The sequence below is a fragment of the Bradyrhizobium sp. 195 genome (assembly GCF_023101665.1).
Lineage (GTDB): Bacteria > Pseudomonadota > Alphaproteobacteria > Rhizobiales > Xanthobacteraceae > Bradyrhizobium.
The window spans coordinates 1132338-1148663 of record NZ_CP082161.1 but is presented as its reverse complement, the minus strand read 5'-3'; the positions used below and the strand labels follow the sequence as shown (position 1 = coordinate 1148663).

General features: G+C 56.3%; 15 protein-coding genes and 1 pseudogene. 7 read left to right on the top strand and 9 right to left on the bottom strand.

Annotated elements, in window-relative coordinates:
- Window positions 1-56: 56 nt before the first annotated feature.
- The 4 genes and pseudogenes from nifD to IVB26_RS05340 all read right to left on the bottom strand — a co-directional run bounded on the left by nifD (window position 57) and on the right by IVB26_RS05340 (window position 3192).
- The gene (nifD, locus tag IVB26_RS05355; RefSeq protein WP_247970888.1) at window positions 57-1559 is read right to left on the bottom strand and encodes a nitrogenase molybdenum-iron protein alpha chain; all 1503 of its coding nucleotides are present in this window, start codon (window positions 1557-1559) and stop codon (window positions 57-59) included.
- A complete protein-coding gene (locus IVB26_RS05350; RefSeq protein ID WP_247970887.1) occupies window positions 1556-1819 on the bottom strand; it encodes a hypothetical protein in 264 nt (87 codons plus the stop codon). Before IVB26_RS05350 ends, nifD begins: the two co-directional genes overlap by 4 nt.
- A gap of 903 nt (window positions 1820-2722) precedes the next feature.
- Window positions 2723-2944, bottom strand: a pseudogene (locus IVB26_RS05345) (ISNCY-like element ISBva1 family transposase); the annotation flags it as partial.
- A complete protein-coding gene (locus IVB26_RS05340; RefSeq protein WP_247970886.1) occupies window positions 2932-3192 on the bottom strand; it encodes a hypothetical protein in 261 nt (86 codons plus the stop codon). The pseudogene IVB26_RS05345 and the gene IVB26_RS05340, both read right to left, overlap by 13 nt.
- Window positions 3193-3206: 14 nt before the next feature.
- Here IVB26_RS05340 and IVB26_RS05335 point away from each other — a divergent pair, with 14 nt between their 5' ends.
- A complete protein-coding gene (locus IVB26_RS05335) occupies window positions 3207-3488 on the top strand; it encodes a hypothetical protein (RefSeq protein ID WP_247970885.1) in 282 nt (93 codons plus the stop codon).
- A gap of 280 nt (window positions 3489-3768) precedes the next feature.
- On the opposite strand, the gene IVB26_RS05330 is transcribed toward IVB26_RS05335, so the two are convergent.
- Window positions 3769-4062 carry a hypothetical protein gene (locus IVB26_RS05330; RefSeq protein ID WP_247970884.1) on the bottom strand — a complete coding sequence of 98 codons (294 nt, stop codon included), beginning with the start codon at window positions 4060-4062 and terminating at the stop codon, window positions 3769-3771.
- A gap of 597 nt (window positions 4063-4659) precedes the next feature.
- On the bottom strand, window positions 4660-5025 hold the full coding sequence (locus IVB26_RS05325) for a hypothetical protein (RefSeq protein ID WP_247970883.1): 366 nt from the start codon (window positions 5023-5025) through the stop codon (window positions 4660-4662).
- A gap of 1017 nt (window positions 5026-6042) precedes the next feature.
- Between IVB26_RS05325 and IVB26_RS05320 the strand changes: the two genes are divergently transcribed.
- Window positions 6043-7110 carry a cytochrome-c peroxidase gene (locus IVB26_RS05320; RefSeq protein ID WP_276578708.1) on the top strand — a complete coding sequence of 356 codons (1068 nt, stop codon included), beginning with the start codon at window positions 6043-6045 and terminating at the stop codon, window positions 7108-7110.
- A gap of 97 nt (window positions 7111-7207) precedes the next feature.
- Here the strand turns inward: IVB26_RS05320 and IVB26_RS05315 are convergent, their stop codons facing one another.
- A complete protein-coding gene (locus IVB26_RS05315; RefSeq protein WP_247970882.1) occupies window positions 7208-7873 on the bottom strand; it encodes a DUF6538 domain-containing protein in 666 nt (221 codons plus the stop codon).
- Window positions 7874-8404: 531 nt separating this feature from the next.
- Here IVB26_RS05315 and IVB26_RS05310 point away from each other — a divergent pair.
- Complete coding sequence (locus IVB26_RS05310; protein WP_247970881.1) at window positions 8405-10735, top strand: AAA family ATPase; 2331 nt, start codon at window positions 8405-8407, stop codon at window positions 10733-10735.
- Between the two features lie 130 nt (window positions 10736-10865).
- Here the strand turns inward: IVB26_RS05310 and IVB26_RS05305 are convergent, their stop codons facing one another.
- Window positions 10866-12575, bottom strand: a complete 1710-nt coding sequence (locus IVB26_RS05305) for a hypothetical protein (protein WP_247970880.1) — start codon at window positions 12573-12575, stop codon at window positions 10866-10868.
- A 126-nt stretch (window positions 12576-12701) separates the two neighbouring features.
- Here IVB26_RS05305 and IVB26_RS05300 point away from each other — a divergent pair, with 126 nt between their 5' ends.
- Both IVB26_RS05300 and IVB26_RS05295 read left to right on the top strand, forming a co-directional pair.
- The gene (locus IVB26_RS05300; protein WP_247970879.1) at window positions 12702-13469 is read left to right on the top strand and encodes a hypothetical protein; all 768 of its coding nucleotides are present in this window, start codon (window positions 12702-12704) and stop codon (window positions 13467-13469) included.
- Window positions 13470-13637: 168 nt separating this feature from the next.
- A complete protein-coding gene (locus tag IVB26_RS05295; protein ID WP_247970878.1) occupies window positions 13638-14546 on the top strand; it encodes a hypothetical protein in 909 nt (302 codons plus the stop codon).
- A gap of 363 nt (window positions 14547-14909) precedes the next feature.
- On the opposite strand, the gene IVB26_RS43315 is transcribed toward IVB26_RS05295, so the two are convergent.
- Entirely contained in the window at window positions 14910-15020 is a 111-nt protein-coding gene (locus tag IVB26_RS43315) for a hypothetical protein (protein ID WP_458309315.1), read from the bottom strand.
- Between the two features lie 249 nt (window positions 15021-15269).
- Between IVB26_RS43315 and IVB26_RS05285 the strand changes: the two genes are divergently transcribed.
- Both IVB26_RS05285 and IVB26_RS05280 read left to right on the top strand, forming a co-directional pair.
- The gene (locus IVB26_RS05285) at window positions 15270-15698 is read left to right on the top strand and encodes a hypothetical protein (protein WP_247970877.1); all 429 of its coding nucleotides are present in this window, start codon (window positions 15270-15272) and stop codon (window positions 15696-15698) included.
- Between the two features lie 247 nt (window positions 15699-15945).
- On the top strand, window positions 15946-16302 hold the full coding sequence (locus tag IVB26_RS05280) for a hypothetical protein (RefSeq protein WP_247970876.1): 357 nt from the start codon (window positions 15946-15948) through the stop codon (window positions 16300-16302).
- Window positions 16303-16326 lie beyond the last annotated feature (24 nt).

Sequence of the window (16326 nt, the reverse complement as noted above, 5' to 3'; positions counted from 1 at the left end):
TCGTTCTCCTGCCCTTCCCCTCCTCTGTGGAAGAAAGGGCCCGGGCGTCGGCTTTCCTATTCCGCCGCCATGAGGCTCGGCCGCGGAGCGTCCTTCCAAGGTGCGGTGGTCTTCCCCCAGATCGGGGAGTTGATCGCCATGTCCATGTCTCGGGCGAAGATCGCGAAGCCGTCATAACCGTGGTAAGGACCCGAGTAGTCCCAGGAATGCATTTGGCGGAACGGCACGCCCATTTTTTGGAAGACGTATTTTTCCTTGATACCGGAGCCGACGAGGTCGGGCCGGATCTTTTCTACAAAGCGCTCGAATTCGTAGCCGGTGACATCGTCGTAGATCAGCGTGCCGTCCTTGACGTAGTGCTGGGCGGTGCGCTGATAGTCGTCGTTGTGACCGAACTCATAGCCTGTGCCGACAACATCCATGCCGAGGTCCTCATAGGCGCCTATGACGTGGCGAGGACGTAGGCCGCCGACGAACAGCATTACGGTCTTGCCATCGAGCCGCGGCCGGTATTTCGCGGTCACCGCATCGACCAGCGGCTGATATTTCGCGATGACGCGCTCGGCGTCCTCCTTGATCTTATCATCGAAGAAGCTTGCAATTTTGCGCAGGGACTCCGCGATTTTGGAAGGCCCGAAGAAGTTGTACTCGCACCAGGGAATCCCGAATTTTTCCTCCATGTGCCGTGAGATGTAGTTCATCGAGCGATAGCAATGCAATATGTTGAGCTTCGCTTTCGGCGTCGCCTCCAATTCAGCGAGAGATCCATCCCCGGACCACTGGGCGATGACGCGCAGGCCCATTTCTTCGAGCAGGATCCGTGACGACCAGGCGTCGCCGCCGATGTTGTAGTCGCCGATGATGGCAACGTCATATGGGGTCGGCTCAAATTTAGAGCTGGTTTCTGGGGCGCTCTTGTCGAAGATCCAATCTCGAACGGCGTCGTTCGCGATGTGATGGCCGAGCGATTGTGACACGCCACGAAAACCCTCGCACCGCACAGGCACGATGGTTTTGCCGCCATATTCCTTTGACTTTTCTCTGGAGACCGCCTCGATATCGTCGCCGATCAAACCAATCGGACATTCGGACTGAATGGTGATGCCCCTGTTGAGAGGAAACAGCTCCTGAAGCTCGTCGATGAGTTTGGTGACCTTTTTATCGCCGCCGAACACGATATCCTTTTCCTGGAAGTCGGAAGTGAACTGCAGTGTCACGAACGTGTCGATGCCGGTCGTGCCGACGTAGTAGTTGCGCCGCGAGCCCCATGAGTACTGACCACAGCCGACCGGACCGTGGCTAATGTGGATCATGTCCTTGATCGGCCCCCAGACCACGCCCTTGGAGCCCGCGTAGGCGCAGCCGCGGATGGTCATCACGCCCGGAATGGACTTGATATTCGACTTGACGCCACAATCCGACTTTCCCGCCTCGTGAACACTCAGATGCTTGGCGCGCCTTTTGGCGGTCTTCTCTGGGTAGACCTTCAACACCTCATCGATTAGCTGCTTGTTGCGCGCCTTGATCTCTGCGACGCTTTCGGTAGTTGCTCGGCTCATACAAATTTCCTTTCGATTGTCGTCTCAAATGAAGAAGCAGCGCTTTTCCGGTAGACCGAGGGATTTCCGATCCCGCGTTCAGGTGTAAAGCGTGCAATCTCCCTGGCCGGTCCTAGCGGACGCAACTTCGCGGGCTTCTGGATCATGCCGCAGCGGTCGATCAGGATCAGCGCCATGTGTGACGCTGTTGATTTGTCGACGGAATCGCTGACCAAGACGCGTCTCGGTGATGTCATGCCTGCCCTCCAGCGATTGGTCATATCGGCTTCTTTACTCGCTCGCGTGCCATCAGGGGGCGGCCTGCCCCTCTGCATGTCGATGCAAAAGGGCTAACAGCCGCCTGTTGCGCAGGGGTCTGCAACGAGTGTGCCAGCGGTGGTTGAATACAAAAACCCACGTCTGTAGAGCTAGATAGCTGATAGGATGCGGATTGTTATAAAACTGACCCTGCGTGGCACCGACAGGCTTACCCGCTAACGCCCTGTCTGAAACAAAACAATCACTTGCGCTCTCCGCCAGCGAGATGGCTAAAGTCTTCCCGCGCGCCGACGTCACTCCGGTGCGCAGCTTTGCTTGGCGCACCCATCGAGCGATCGCAAACACCATCGGTTCGAGATGGACTTCAGCGCACGTAGATGCGCCCATGGTGTTTGCGATCGATCCTAAGAAAGTGGTGATTGAGCTGCACCACCTCTTCCGGATGACTAAGAGAACTCAGTTGTCAGCAGAACGCTTTGTTTCACTTACGCGCGATCTTTCGCTTCGCTCGTCATTCCAGTTGATCTCGTGGAGACGCGCTCTAATGTGGCGACACCGATCTCGTGGAGAGCATGTGGGGCTGATTCTCAACCCGCGATAGCCTTAAAGGCGCAAGCTCGTGGCCCTTCGTCGTTCGGGGTAAAGGGGTCGGCGTTCTACAATGGCCCCGTCCTTGTCATTCGGCAGTCCAGTTGCAGCTCGCTTCAGCATCTCGATTAGACACGCGACGACGCAATTCGGCACTTTGATCGGGCGCGCGTCGACTTTTTCTACCGCCGCTTGCGGGAGCGTGACACGATGAGCCGAACCCGGCACCGAGTGCAGCGACAACGAGGGCGGTCTGCTGATGAGCGCGAGGCCCTCCTCCCACGAAAGACGAACACCGCTTGAGCGGCTCGATCAGTGCGGGCTAACACGCTGATGCGTCCTTCACATCGCGTGTGCCATTTTTGGCCATCGCGGAACCAGCGCTTCTTCTGTTCGCGCTTGCGCTCAGGGCTTTTGCTCGATCGATTGGGAATGCATACCCGCTTGACCCCCATTGCTCTCGCAGCGGCCTCGTTCCTGGCAGAGTAGAACCCGGCGTCAGTCGCCACCAGCCGCGACACGCGCCTCAGCTTGACCTGGGGGTTGCGATCGTGCCGAGCCGACCACGACTGCGGCTCTTCGGGCACCGCTTCGCTAGTGCTTCGTGCACCGCCGCCACGATCTGCTCGTCCGCCAGCATCTGATCGGCGTGCTGCATCCACTCTTCGCGAAGATCACTCACTTCCTCGGCGATTAGCCCATCGCCAAAGCTGAGTTGCGCCCGCCGCATCTCAATCATCTCGCCGCCCCGCGCGCCTTCGATGCGGCGCTGGACGTAGCAGCTCATGATTGAGTTGGCAGATGCCCTCGCATCGCCTGCTTCAGCTTCTGATAATTGTCGAGCCAGCGACGAACCTCGGCGACCCGTTCGCGACGTACGCTGAACTGCTGCGTGCGGCCGCCGGCGTATATCACGGTGAGCACGAACACCTGATGCCCTTCGCCGCGCGCGCATTTAGAACAGCCTTTGGTATGTCGGACGGTGCGCTCCAGCTACGAACCGCGCAGCAACTCGCCGGTGGCCGGCAGCTTGCCGACGAGCTTGTCGCGCGCTTTAACGGTTCGCTCACGAATGATCCATAGGAATGAATCAATGGCAGCCTAACAAGTCAAGCGCCGATCCGTTCGACCTTGCAGTTTTCCGCCGACCGGCCGACTCTGAATTCAGACTGCGTCCACCTAATTTGCGCTGGGAAGTAGTCTGGCGCCTTCAAGTGCCTTCTGAGTTTGGGCTCAACCTTTGTTGCGGTGTGCTCGTCTTTGAGGACGGCACACAGGCCGGAGCGGTATTCATCATGTGGAGTTAAGAGTCGACAGTGGCTCGTCCGCCCGAGCGCTTGCGGAAATCAGCGTGAGACACGAGTCACTTCCAAAAAAGAGATTCTGGCCAATCTGTGAACTCCAATTCGAAGCTACGTAGGCCAGTGAGTTTGGTGGTGAATTTAAGGGTTTTCCCTGAAAGGGCTGCCAATGAGCCAGATGCGAACTTGAATACTGTCGTGCCGGAAGTTGCGACCGCAATGCCTTGCTCGCCTTCCATGCTAGAGAAGCCGGTCACCTCGGAGAGTTGCCCAATTGCAATTCCCTCCAGCGCGCGGTGAAATTCCAGGGACGCTAAGTATGTTCCTTTATCAGCAGCCCACTCGCTGACGGACACTGCTGTAATCCCCGCGTCACTCAAGAGACCATCCGCGATCCGGCAGCCATATTGAACCGTGAGAATGACCCGCTCGTCCCGAACTCCGACCGGCTCTCTATCGGCGGCAGTGATCGTGCACGCGTACCGCCTTGTGTCCGCAACCGCGCCCGTGCTTAGCCCGAGCAACTCGAGAGCGGAACATAATACAAAAGCGATAACGGGTCTTCTCATTCGGCTACACCTAGTCTGGAGTATCGTTCGCCTGCTCTGTACAATCTGACGCTACGGCCGATTCAAGCTTCTTCGATCGCTCTGTCGGATGAAAGCTACTCATGGTGACCGCGGTGTCGCAGAAACGGGGCAATCGGTATGCCCCCAACGGTGGCCCTGGATGGGCGGCCAGAACGGTTTCACTATCCGCGCTCACGGTGCGCCGCGGGCCAGCACATCGGTGAACCAAGGCTGAGGGCCGACGCATTCAGCTCGGCGGCGGCCATGACGGGCGCGACGGCCCGCGGCGACGGACCGCTACGTTCCTGACGCAGGCGCATGCGTTCTATGAGCGGACACCATTTTCCGCGCCAATGACTCGCGGCACAGGTCCCGAATTTTGCTTCACAGTGTCCATGTAAAAGGAAACGTGGTCGCTAGGAGCCGTTCAAAGGCAGATTGCCGCTCAAGCAGGCGTTCTTCGAGAACCTTACGCTCGAGATCACTTAGCTCGCTTTGAAGTCTTCTTCGATAGCGCCAAATGTCATTCCGCACGTATCTGATCTCATTCAAGCGATCGTCAATCGAAGCCATCACGGACACCATATCTAGCTTGAACCAGCCATGGACACTGCGGACATGATGTAACGATCTCCTCCCAGCATGTCCTCTTGTATCGAAGTCTTTCAACGCAAGAGCACGAAGTGACCGTTGCTTCTGCAGAAGTTCAGCGATTTTTGCCATCAGCGCGCGGATTTCAAAAGCTGCCACTCGCCCGTGAGTGAGTCGACAGGGTTATCTTATCCTAACCAACACGCGGCCCGATCAGGTGTCAGGCCGGCACTTAAGCTGGTGTCGAATGGGAGTATCCGAGTAAATCGGACGGTCGTACCGTCAAACTCTGGGTAACAAATTTGAGATCGGCAATTGCCATGCGAGCGTGCGAGCGAACCCCAGGTGGGATTCAAGACAAGCCATGTTCAGGCTTCGGAGCTTGTCTGTTACAAACGAGCGGGATTTCGGCGGCGGCCCACAAAGAGCCGGCCCGGCTATGAGGTCGGAGAGCCTTCAGTCGGCAGGGCGAGGCGAAATCGTGAGCGATGCGCACCGCCGGGCGCCTCGGCTCAGTGTCTCGCCGTACGCCAGCGTAGATCTTTTTACCGCCGTCCCACGTGTGGCCGGCAAGCTGGCAATTGGAATCTCATCACAAAACTTTCTGTGCGATGATGTCTAGCCGGGACTGGCGCTTGTCGCATCTGTGACACTGTATGTATTCCTCAAACCAAGACATCCGACGTTGTTCGGTAGCCCCGGACTCGTTCTGTAACTAAATCAGCAGCTTGCATGTCAGATGCAACTGGCATGGGGGTTGCTATTGTCCAGCCGCACCGTGAGCGCTGAGCGCGACCAGCGGTGCAAGACGGATACGATCAACTTCGCTGGAGCGTATTGGCCACCCAATCGCTTAATGGAGAACCGATGCGGCCACCGGACAGATTATCCTTTTTCGGCACGCTTGTTGTTGTCAATCGGCCATCATGCCGAAGGTTGAGGCGCTAGTCTGATCTACCAAGGTCGTGATCTAAGCTCAAAGCGAACTCGCGAATCAAATAACGGCTTAAAGCCTCGTGGGCGAACGCCGGCAGCGAGCATCTCGAAATCGACCATTTGATGCAGCCTCGCTTCACAGGATCCGGTGCATGCTGCGCCGGCCCGTTGCGGGAACAGGGTGTGGCATCGCTTTCGACTGTTTCCTTGATTATCAATCAGAACTGATGAGGCGGGTGTATGAACAAATCGATCCGGGAGCTTCGGCTTGTGGCTGAAGTATCTGTTTTGGCGATTGGGCTGCTGATGTCGTCAGGAGCTAGCGCGGACGATGATCTGATGAGAACCGCCAGGCAGATCTTCCATCCGATCCCCTCAGTCATTCCTGCGGTAAAGGACAATCCAGTCACGCATGAAAAGGTCGAGCTTGGCAAGATTCTGTTCTTCGATCCGCGGCTATCGGCAAGCGAGATCATTAGCTGCAATACGTGCCACAATCTCGGCAGCGGCGGAGTCGATGCCGGTCCGACCTCAGTCGGTCACGGCTGGAAGGTCGGCCTACGTCGGGCCCCAACCGTCTACAACGCGGTGTTCAATGCGGCGCAATTCTGGGACGGACGCGCCGCGGACCTCAAGGCGCAAGCAACTGGCCCGGTGCAGGCGAGTGCCGAAATGAATGCGACTCCGGATCATGTGCTCGACACCTTGAACTCAATGGCCAGCTATGTCGTCTTGTTCAAAAATGCTTTCCCGAACGAAGCGAGACCGGTCAGCTTTGAAAACTTTGCGAAGGCAATCGAGGCTTTTGAAGCGACTCTCATTACACCTGCGGCCCCGTTCGATCAGTATTTGGAGGGCAATACACATGCTCTCGATGATCAGCAGAAGTCAGGGTTGGCGCTATTTATGGAGAAGGGATGCTCCGCTTGCCACAATGGAATCAATGTCGGTGGACAGGCCTACTTCCAGTTCGGCGTGATGAAGAAGCCGGACGCAACCCTGCTTCCGCAAGCCGATACGGGCCGATTCGCGGTCACCAAGGCGGTCGGCGACGAATATGTCTTCCGCGCGGCGCCGTTGCGGAACGTCGCTTTGCGAGCCCCTTACTTCCATTCGGGCCAGGTTTGGAGCCTGAAGCAAGCTGTTGCCCTGATGAGTGAAATCCAGCTCGGCGCCAAGCTTAGCGATGGGGAAGAAAACGACATTGTCGCGTTTCTGAATTCGCTTACCGGGCGGCTACCTAAGATCGAGTATCCAATACTACCCACCCGTACAAACACGACGCCAAAGCCTTCAATAGACAGATAGGATTAACAGCACCGGCCTCATGTCTTGCTGAATAATAACAGATGCGACGCAAGAACCCGGCGTCCCGCAATGACGTCAAAATGAATGATCCCGGCTGTCATTCATAACCAGGCAATCGGGTAGGAGGAAGCCTCACGGCTTCCCCCTCCCACACACCGTACGTACGGGTCCGTACCCGCGCTCCCGTGAAGGCACACAACCACGGCACCCACCGTTTGGCCAATGCCAGCTTCGGAGCAGCCCTCGCAGCAGCAGAATTCCGGGCATGCTTGAGAATGGCGGATGCTTCTCGGTCGTAAAATCCCTTTGACCTAAGTTTGCGCGATTTGCCGACCTTGATGGTAAGTCCTTCGGCAGGGTTGGAGTGCATGCGGCGGTTCGGGACTGCCCAGCCAAACACCGTCTTTAGGCCGGCTAAGTCACTATGCTTCACGGTCTTCGCACTCGCGCCGCCCAGCAGCCGGTGAGACGCAGCACGGATCTGCTCCCTGGTCTGAGGGGGGCCGAACAGCCGATCTCCGGCCACGACATCCCAACGGGTCAGTTGGCTTGGATTATCCCTGTACATCTGCAGCCACTGATCGTAGGCGACGACGGCAAGTTCATGCGCCTCACGTTCATTCAGCAGTTTTGGCCCTGTGCGCAAGTTGGCCCACCGAGCCTCGACCTCAGCAAGCGCCTTCGCGAAGCACTGTTTGGCCTCGCCGGGATCGCGGGTTTGAAGGCTTACCTTCTCCTCGCGGTTGCCGACGATCTTGCGCAAATCCTCCGGAACGGCCTTCCGGAGCTGATAGATTCCAGCTTTGGGACGCTTCCACAGACGCGTTGAATTTGCTACTTTGCTTTGGATTTCACGCTCTTAGAGAAGCGATGGTGCCCAGGAAAGGATTGCCTTGGCAAAACTGCAAGCTACTGATCTCTATAACTTTTTTCTCCCCCCGTCGAGGCGTTGTTACACAGTCTTGTTCACGCCACAGACCCGGCCGGAGTTGTTTGATCTTATTCGCTCAATTTTCCGTATACTCGTCCTGTGAGAATCAAGGGGCAGGGTGGGGGAACAGGACGTGTCGGAAGACGAAGTGGGGCCAAGCCATGTAGCGTGCGAGCCCGAAACAGCCGAGCCTGACTGGATCGCTAGCAGGATGGCTACAGCCATTTCGGACATGCCCATCCCGGCTGAGACAGCGGCTCTTCTCCAAAACGAAATGCGAGGGCTTCTAGGAGAACGCAGGCTTTCCCACGGAGGGTTGGGAGCCCTAGCAGAGCAGCTGCTGAAAAGCCTTGGGGAAGCCTGATGCTCGAAGAAATTGCGCTTAGCTGGTTTCGGGGCGCGTCGGCTAAGGTTTCGCTGGAAACGCAAAAGAAGAGCATCGTAGTTCACGGTCCAAACGGATCAGGGAAGTCGTCATTCGTTGACGGCATCGAATATCTGCTTTCTCAAGGTAGGCTTCAGCATCTCGCCCATACCTACAGTGGCCGCAGGCAAGAACTCGGAGTTATCAACACCGGAGCCGCGCCGGACGCAGATCGACACGTTGAGCTGCGCTTTAAAGGTGTCTCGATTAAAGGAATGATTGCTCCGAACGGCGCTTGCATCGTTTCCAACAGGGAGATCATAGCTAACTGGAATTCTCGCCGTATCATCCTGCGGCAAGACGAGGTGAGCGAATTCATCAAGGCAAGCGCAGGCGATAAGTATTCTGTCTTGCTGCCCTTGCTGGGGCTGAGCTCTTTAGAGAACGTTGCGGTCAATCTCAGGGCGCTCGGCCGCAAGGTGTCCGAGATTGCGAGCTATACTCGGCTGCAAGATCGACTCTCGCAATTAGATCGCGATTGGCGAGCAAAGTTCGGATCGGATGATTGGGAGATCGTAAAGGAGAAGCTAAAGGCCATCTATCGTGCACATATGCCGAATGGGTCAGAGCCGACTAGCCTAAAGGCCTTGGTGAACGATCTCCGGCCGGTGCTAGACAAGGTCGTAAGTGGTCTCCAGTCCGAACAGGCAGCCCACTTGGCAATTAGGACGGCCGCCGATCAGCCGCTTAAGAACCGTCTCAGCGAAGTTCAGCGTCTGGCTGGTGAGGCGCTAAAGCTTTCCGAACCGCTTATCGAAACTCGGCTCTCCATCCTTGAGAGCACTTACATTTATGCAGAACAGCTTAACGCCGATGGCTCCGTCAATTGTCCCGCGTGCGGACAGAGCGTCTTAGCTAGCGATCTTAGGGCCCACGTCGCCCGTGAGAAGTTGAGGCTGGAGGCAGCTATCGCGATCTTTGGCGAGCGAAATGCGGCTCTGACTATGCTGGCGGATAGCATCGCCATTGTTCAAAGCTGCTTCGGCCGCCCCGAACTGGGGGGTTGGCACGGCGCGATTGCTGCCGGGCAGATCAAGGACCACGTGAGCCAGTTTCGTGCTCTGCAGATCGACGCGCTCCGAGAGGGCAAGCTCGACGCGTCCTCAATGGTGTTCACCAAAGTTGTCCACTGCATCGCAGACGAGCTTGAGAAGGCAGCAAACCACGTCCCGCCCTCGATAGAGAGGCTCGTTACCGATCTGGGGATGCTCGAAGCTGCCAGCCACTTTCCTGAGATGCTGAGGCTCAAATCCAGGATTGAGCAGATCGATGTGCTCACGGACTTCATCACGACAATGGAGAACGAAACGCGCGAAGAAATTAAAGCTCAAACGAAATTCGTGGTCAAAGACATAAGCGACGATATTCAAAACATGTGGGCCGTTCTGCATCCTGCAGAGCCAATAGACGGAGTTCATCTCTATCAGCCGGACGGCTTAGACAAAGCCCTTGATATCGCACTGCGGTTCTATGGAAGAGAGCAGCTGAGCCCCCGACTAACTCTATCAGAAGGTCATCGAAACAGCTTGGGTCTCTGCGTTTTTCTCGCCCTCGCGAAGCGTGATGGCAAAGACGGTCCACTTGTATTGGATGACGTCGTCAGTAGCTTTGATCGGGAGCACCGGAGTTATGTGACGGACCTCCTTTCTCAAGAGTTCTCCGACAGGCAGGTTTTTATATTTACGCATGACTACGATTGGTTCGTAGAGCTGCGAACCCGCCTCGCGGCCAAACTTTGGCGCTTCAAGATTCTGTTGCCTTGGAAGGAGCCGGCTGTCGGCATTCGCTGGGCGAGCAACGCCGGGGGATTTGATTTGGCTAGAGAGCTCTTAGAGAGCGATCCCGCGAGTGCGGCCGCAAAGGCACGGGCAGTAATGGACACACAGCTATCAGCAATTGCCGAGGTGCTTGGTGTTCTAGTGCCCTTCATAAAGGGTCCAAAAAATGATCTCAGATTCGCTGGCGATTTGCTTGAACGGCTCTCAAAAGATTGCGACCGCAAAATGCGAAGGAAAAGCGGTGACGAATACGCGGCTTGGGATGTGCCTACACTTAAAGCCAGAGCAGCACATGGACTGTTGCTTCCATTCGCCAACGCCGGAACTCATGGGCGCTACGTCTCGAAGGGAGAGGCTGAGCGTTTGATCGACGCTTGTGAGGCAGCCATAGCCTCACTCAGCTGCGAGACCTGCGAGCATCCCGTTTGGAATGCCGCTGTCAATGATCATCATCTAAGATGTGACTGCGATGCTATCCGTTGGAAATTGTAGCTCACAGCCCGGATAGGACTTTGAAGGGCCAGGCACTGGTGCTCTTACGCCGCTACCGATGCGCTCGTAACCCGCGATGAACACCGGGCCGAATGTCGAGCCGCGCTTGCGCTGCAAGCATAACCTTCGACTAGCGCTTGGGATCGAACTCCTGTGATCTGTGAATGATCTCTTCCCAGTCAAGAACAGCGATTGTTTTCTGCGACTTGCCTTTCCAGCTGCCTCCATAAGCTACAAGCTTACCGTTGATCCGTATCATTCCCCGGAGAGGAAACTGGACATCCGCCGCACCGATCTCCGCTTCAGACTCAACATCAAAAACACTGATCCTTCCATCGTCGTTTCCGGCGCAAAACGTTTTGCTATCGATGCCGACAACACACGTGTATTTCGCCGCCTCGGAGGCTGCGATGTACTTCGTGTATTTGCCTGCCGTGAGTTTTACCTGTGCGAGGGACCCTTCACCGCACACAATTAGGCTTGTGTGATCCATGAGGCACATGTCGATAACAGGGAAATCAATCGGTACCTTGCGATCGACCACAAACCTCTCATTCAGGAACATGAGGTTTTGACCTGCCGCGATCACCACCTCTTCACCGAGCACTATCATGCGCTGAATGCTCCTGCCGAGCTTCAGATTCTCCGCTCCGTAGCGGATGAGAGTGGCTCCGTCCATAATCCAGCGCCTTGCGATCCCATCCTTCGTTCCACTTACGACGCCCCAGGGAAGTACCGCGACGGCCGCTACATTCTCCTGATAAATGGCATCACGTTCCAAGCTGACCAGAGTTGCGGGGTTTATCGTTTCAAGCCCGTCTTCGTTTCCGGCCACGACCGCCAGCGATGAGCGAGCCAAGCAATTGACCGTTTTCTCTGCGACCTTGTGACGGTCAGAAACGGTCCCGGTGAGAACATCTAATGAGTACACCCACCCGTTTCTCCCACCGAGGATTACTTTGTTCTCGCCGAGGCGAGCCGCGCACACCATAGGCTCCCCTGTAGAAGCATTACGTGTTTTGAGTTTGAGCTGCTTCTGTTCGATAGGCTCATCGCTGAAAACTTGACGTAGTAGCTTTGCGATGTCCCTAGAAATCTTACTTCCCTTGTCAACGAGCGACGAAAGATCTTCGGTGAATTCTTGCTCGTCTCTGTACGCCTTCTTGAAGTGCTCCGCGAGCTTTCTCAGTTCGCCTACGATCGTGTCTGCCCCCTCCTGCAAGAATCGGAATGTGCCCTGATAAACGACATTCTGCTCAAGTGAGAGTTTTATGGCGAAGGCGGTTGCGCTCAAGCGCTGCACCACCAATTTAGCGGTCCGAAGCACCTCGGTGTCACTGACTCGCATGAGGTGGACTTCAAACTTTTGATAGGTGATGTGCGTGCGAGTGAGCAGCTCGTTTACGTCATCCTTCAACTCTGACACGTTGTGCTGAATGAGCCGCACATCGATGTAGGGCGTGCGCATAAGAGCGGCGATTTCTGCCTGCGCTCTCGTTATGGCTTCAGGATTCAATGTGCGCATCGCGCGCTCTAGGTCGGCGTACAATCGGTCCATAGCGGAGAGCAGTTGCTCAGCTGAGTGCTCGCCCTCTCCGTCATGTTTATCCCGCAGATCGTTTCGTAGCTGATAAAGGCCGTCACGGATGATGAATATCGTTTCGAAGAACTCTCCACTCCAATCATCCGGGTCAAGCCGCAACGAGTCGCACAGTGCATCAAGGCCAACTCGGTCGAGGACCTCCTCCACTGGAATATTAGTTCTCCTAACGAGAGCCGCTATGGCGTCGACGTCATCCCGCACGCGCCTTAGCAGTTCTTCTCCTTGAGAATTCACCATTGCGCCCCGCAGACATTGCGAATCGTCCAAAGAACCGAAAGTATATCACTTTATCTTGGATTTAGTTCAGAGACTGGCACTACTTAACGAAGTGCCTTGCTTCCAGCCAAGGGACCGCACGCGAATATGACCACCACAGATATTGCAGCTGACGCCGTGCAGATCGGTTTGGCATTATTTGAGCTGCTCGGAACCTACATTTTGGCCTGCTTCGTGGGGGCCGGCGGCGGTGTATTGATCGCAAAGACGTACTTAATGGAGAAGATCAAGAGCGCGATCAAAGCTGAGTACGACGAAAGACTTGAGACTCTCAAAGCCGACCTAAAGGCGAACAACGATACGGTGCTTGAGAAGCTCAAAGCCCAACTCAAGGCGCAGGGCGACATTGCGATAGAGAAGTTCAAGAGTGAGCTTTCTGTCGCTGCGGCTCAGCGGAATGTCGAATTTTCGCACCTCCATCTAAAACGCGCCGAGGTGATCGCGCAAGTGCACGCTGAACTCCGAGACGCCCTTGATACCATGGCTGACTACACCAAAGCGTTTGAACCTGTTGGGGGCACGCCACGCAAGGAACGAGGGGAGAAAGCTGCGGAAGCCACAAACAAATTCATTCGCACCTTTCGCGCTAATGAAATTTATCTTCCAGACGCAGCAGCCGACAAAGTCCGAGCCATAGCTGACGAGTTGAGGTTTGCATTTTTTCAGTTCCTTTACGGCGTAGACTTGGGGCGGGACCTCGGTGCGGAGAACACAAAGACTTGGTTTACTATTCAAACAAAAGTCGAGAGGCTCTCGGGACCAGCAATAAGCGAGCTGCAGAAGGATTTCCGAGTCTTGCTCGGCTATCAGGATATGCGCCCAGCCGAGGCAGTAACACGCCGACCTGCCGATTGATCCCATGGAAGCGGTGCGGCCCCGCGCGATGAGCTCCAAAACAATTTTTTTGGCCCCGGCTCGAATTCGCAAACGGGTCTAAAATGTAAGACGTGACCTCACGCGGATCGCAGCTGCCATCTCCCCCGTGCCGTGCCTTCGCCTGGCCGCGCTCATCGGAGGCTGCGCGTGCCGTCGCTCATTCGACCAAGCGCAGCGCTCGCTCAGCATCTTCCGCTGGCACCAGCCGATTGGCGAAGCGTTAAGCAAATCGACGACCGCGCTCTGATCATTTTGAAGGAAGGCAAGGATGATGACGGGCGTGCGGCCCCGATTGCCTTCCGGGAGACAGCCAATACGCGCCAGCTTGCGGGGCAGATGCGGCGTATCAATAAGTTTCTGCACAGCGCGGATATCGAGGCGACCGGTCAGAACACCGGCCTCTCTTTAGGGAAGGATGGCCAAGTCATCGCGCCCTATCGCCGTTCTCTTCGGCGTATCTTTAATAACGCGAACTGGCAGCACGGAGGTCGGCTCGCTGGCGGTTTCTGGATGGGCATGGAGCGAGTTCAGCGGTTTGAACGCATTCGGATTGATGGCGAGCGAATTGCCGATGTCGATTACAGGCAGCTCTTCCCGCGCCTCGCGTACGTACGGGCGGGACAGCCGCAGCCGGAGGGTGATGACTTATATGATGTAGCCGGTGACGGCTCTGGGCGTGACGGCTGGAAACGGCTGATGAACGCGATGTTGTTCGCGGACGGCCGATTGCGGAATTGGCCGGAGGGCACGCTTCAACATTTCCCCTCGGGCACGAGACTCCGTGACGCCATTGAGTTGCTAGCCAAGCACCATGCGCCCATCGCTGATTTGTTCGGCACCGGGCTGGGCTTTCAGTTGATGCGCATCGAAAGCGACATGCTGATCGGGATCATCACGCATCTTGCGAGCATAGGGGTCGCCGCCCTGCCGCTCCATGACGCGGTGCTGGTCGCGGAATCGAAGGCCGACGTTGCGGCCGACGCGATGCAGGCTGCATTCAGCATGGGAACGGGATCTTCCTGCGCGATTGTTTCCATAGAGTTTTTCCAACGATAACAGTCGCTTAGGACAAAGTTGGGCCTTACGCCTCCGCTAATGGAGGAGGAAGCAAGAGGGGAAACTTAAAGGGGGAGACTTTGAGGCTTAACTCGGTGCCGTCTTTAAGTTGCCCTCAAGTTGGGAGGGTGACACCACCCCTCCTTCATGGCCCCCTAAGTGCGGCCTCTAGGGTCACCCTCACCAACCCGAAGGCTCACCTCCAAGCTCGGGTGAGTGACCACCACCCCTCCCATGGGGCGCCACCTAGCCTCATCCTTTGACCTACATCGAGCTGGCCCTATCGCCCTGCCCTTCTGATGGGAAGCGAGATGGGTCACGTGTTGAAAGTGACCACCCTCATAACACCGGACGAGAGAGGGATTAAGGTCGCCCCTTCCGCTGGGGGACAAGCAACCTATCAGGGGTCGTCTTCAAGGCCTTCGCCAAGCGGGCCAGGACGATGATGGTGCAGTTGCGGACGCCCCGCTCCACCTGACTGACGTAGGTCCGATCCAGCCCCGCCTCTAGCCTAGGGCCAAATCCTCTTGGGACAGACCAAGCCCCTTCCGGGCCCGCCGCACAGCCGCCGCCACCACGTTAACGATGCCTGTCTCGTCATCCATCCACGGAAGCAGGCCGTCATGATGACTTTAGGTCTACGGACTATGAGTCCCATTTTCCCATTGAGCCATGATGACTATCGTCTACAATCACGGCCGCCCGCTAATGAGGAATGCAGGAATGGCCACCACTGAGAGCACCGCCCCAAAGCCACATGAGGACGACCCCATTAAGGTTCTCTTCGATATGGCCAGCTACTGGGCCACCATCTGGAGCTCCATCGCGCTTTGCCTTTGGCTCGAACATCAGGTTCTCAACCGGCTGGATATCGAGTCGAGCAACATCCAAGTCGCCATCCTCTTGGTCAGCACACCGGCCATCTTTTTGGCGACGGTCACTCGCATTGAGAAGAACCCAAAGGCGCGGCTTATTCTAGAGCGGGCCCGTTACATCGTGATCTTGGTCGCTGCGGCCGTGCTCGGGGCCTATCTTCACGCCAACCACAAAGACGATTCGTATGAGAATGCTTTGCGGGATGGCGCCGTGCTGGCCTGCTCAAAGATGGCGGCCTGCAAAGCGGCAGCAACCGATTATGCCAACACGCGCTAAGAGCTAAACCGATATTGGCTTACAGGCACAAACCGGACCATCTCCGCTCAATGTGACGCGGCCGCTTGTGACCCAGAGCGACCAACTTGGTGATGCGGCCAAGCTTCCTTATGGCCCCCAACGGGAGATTTTTGAGCTAGACTAGGAGACTCGGTTCCGACTGCCAAGCCGACAGCCAGGTATTCACGCGAAGAGGCACAAGTGCATTCCATATCTTTCAATGCGACAAACAGCGGGAGGATTGGTGATGGAGCGCATAGCGATCGTGAGCATTCTAACCGCCCTGCTAGTCCCGTTTACGGCTGCAAGAGCGACTGAGGATGGCGACTATAAGAAGATTTGTCGCGTGAGCGAAAATCTGAAAGTGCTTGCCGACAGCAACGATGCAAACTCATGCAGGCAAATTGCAGTCGGCTCCCAGGCGCAAGAATATCAAATTGGATGCCGTGACAGGGACAACAACGGCACTATTATTGTTACCACGCCCTTCGGCATAACTGACAAAGCAGCGAGGGTAACTACTTCAAAACTAGCAGCGAACACGCAAAACACAGCCACCCCGGAACAATTTGCGAAATGCGCAAAGGCTTGGGGGAGTCGGTAGCTCCAGGAAAATCTGAGCGGATCT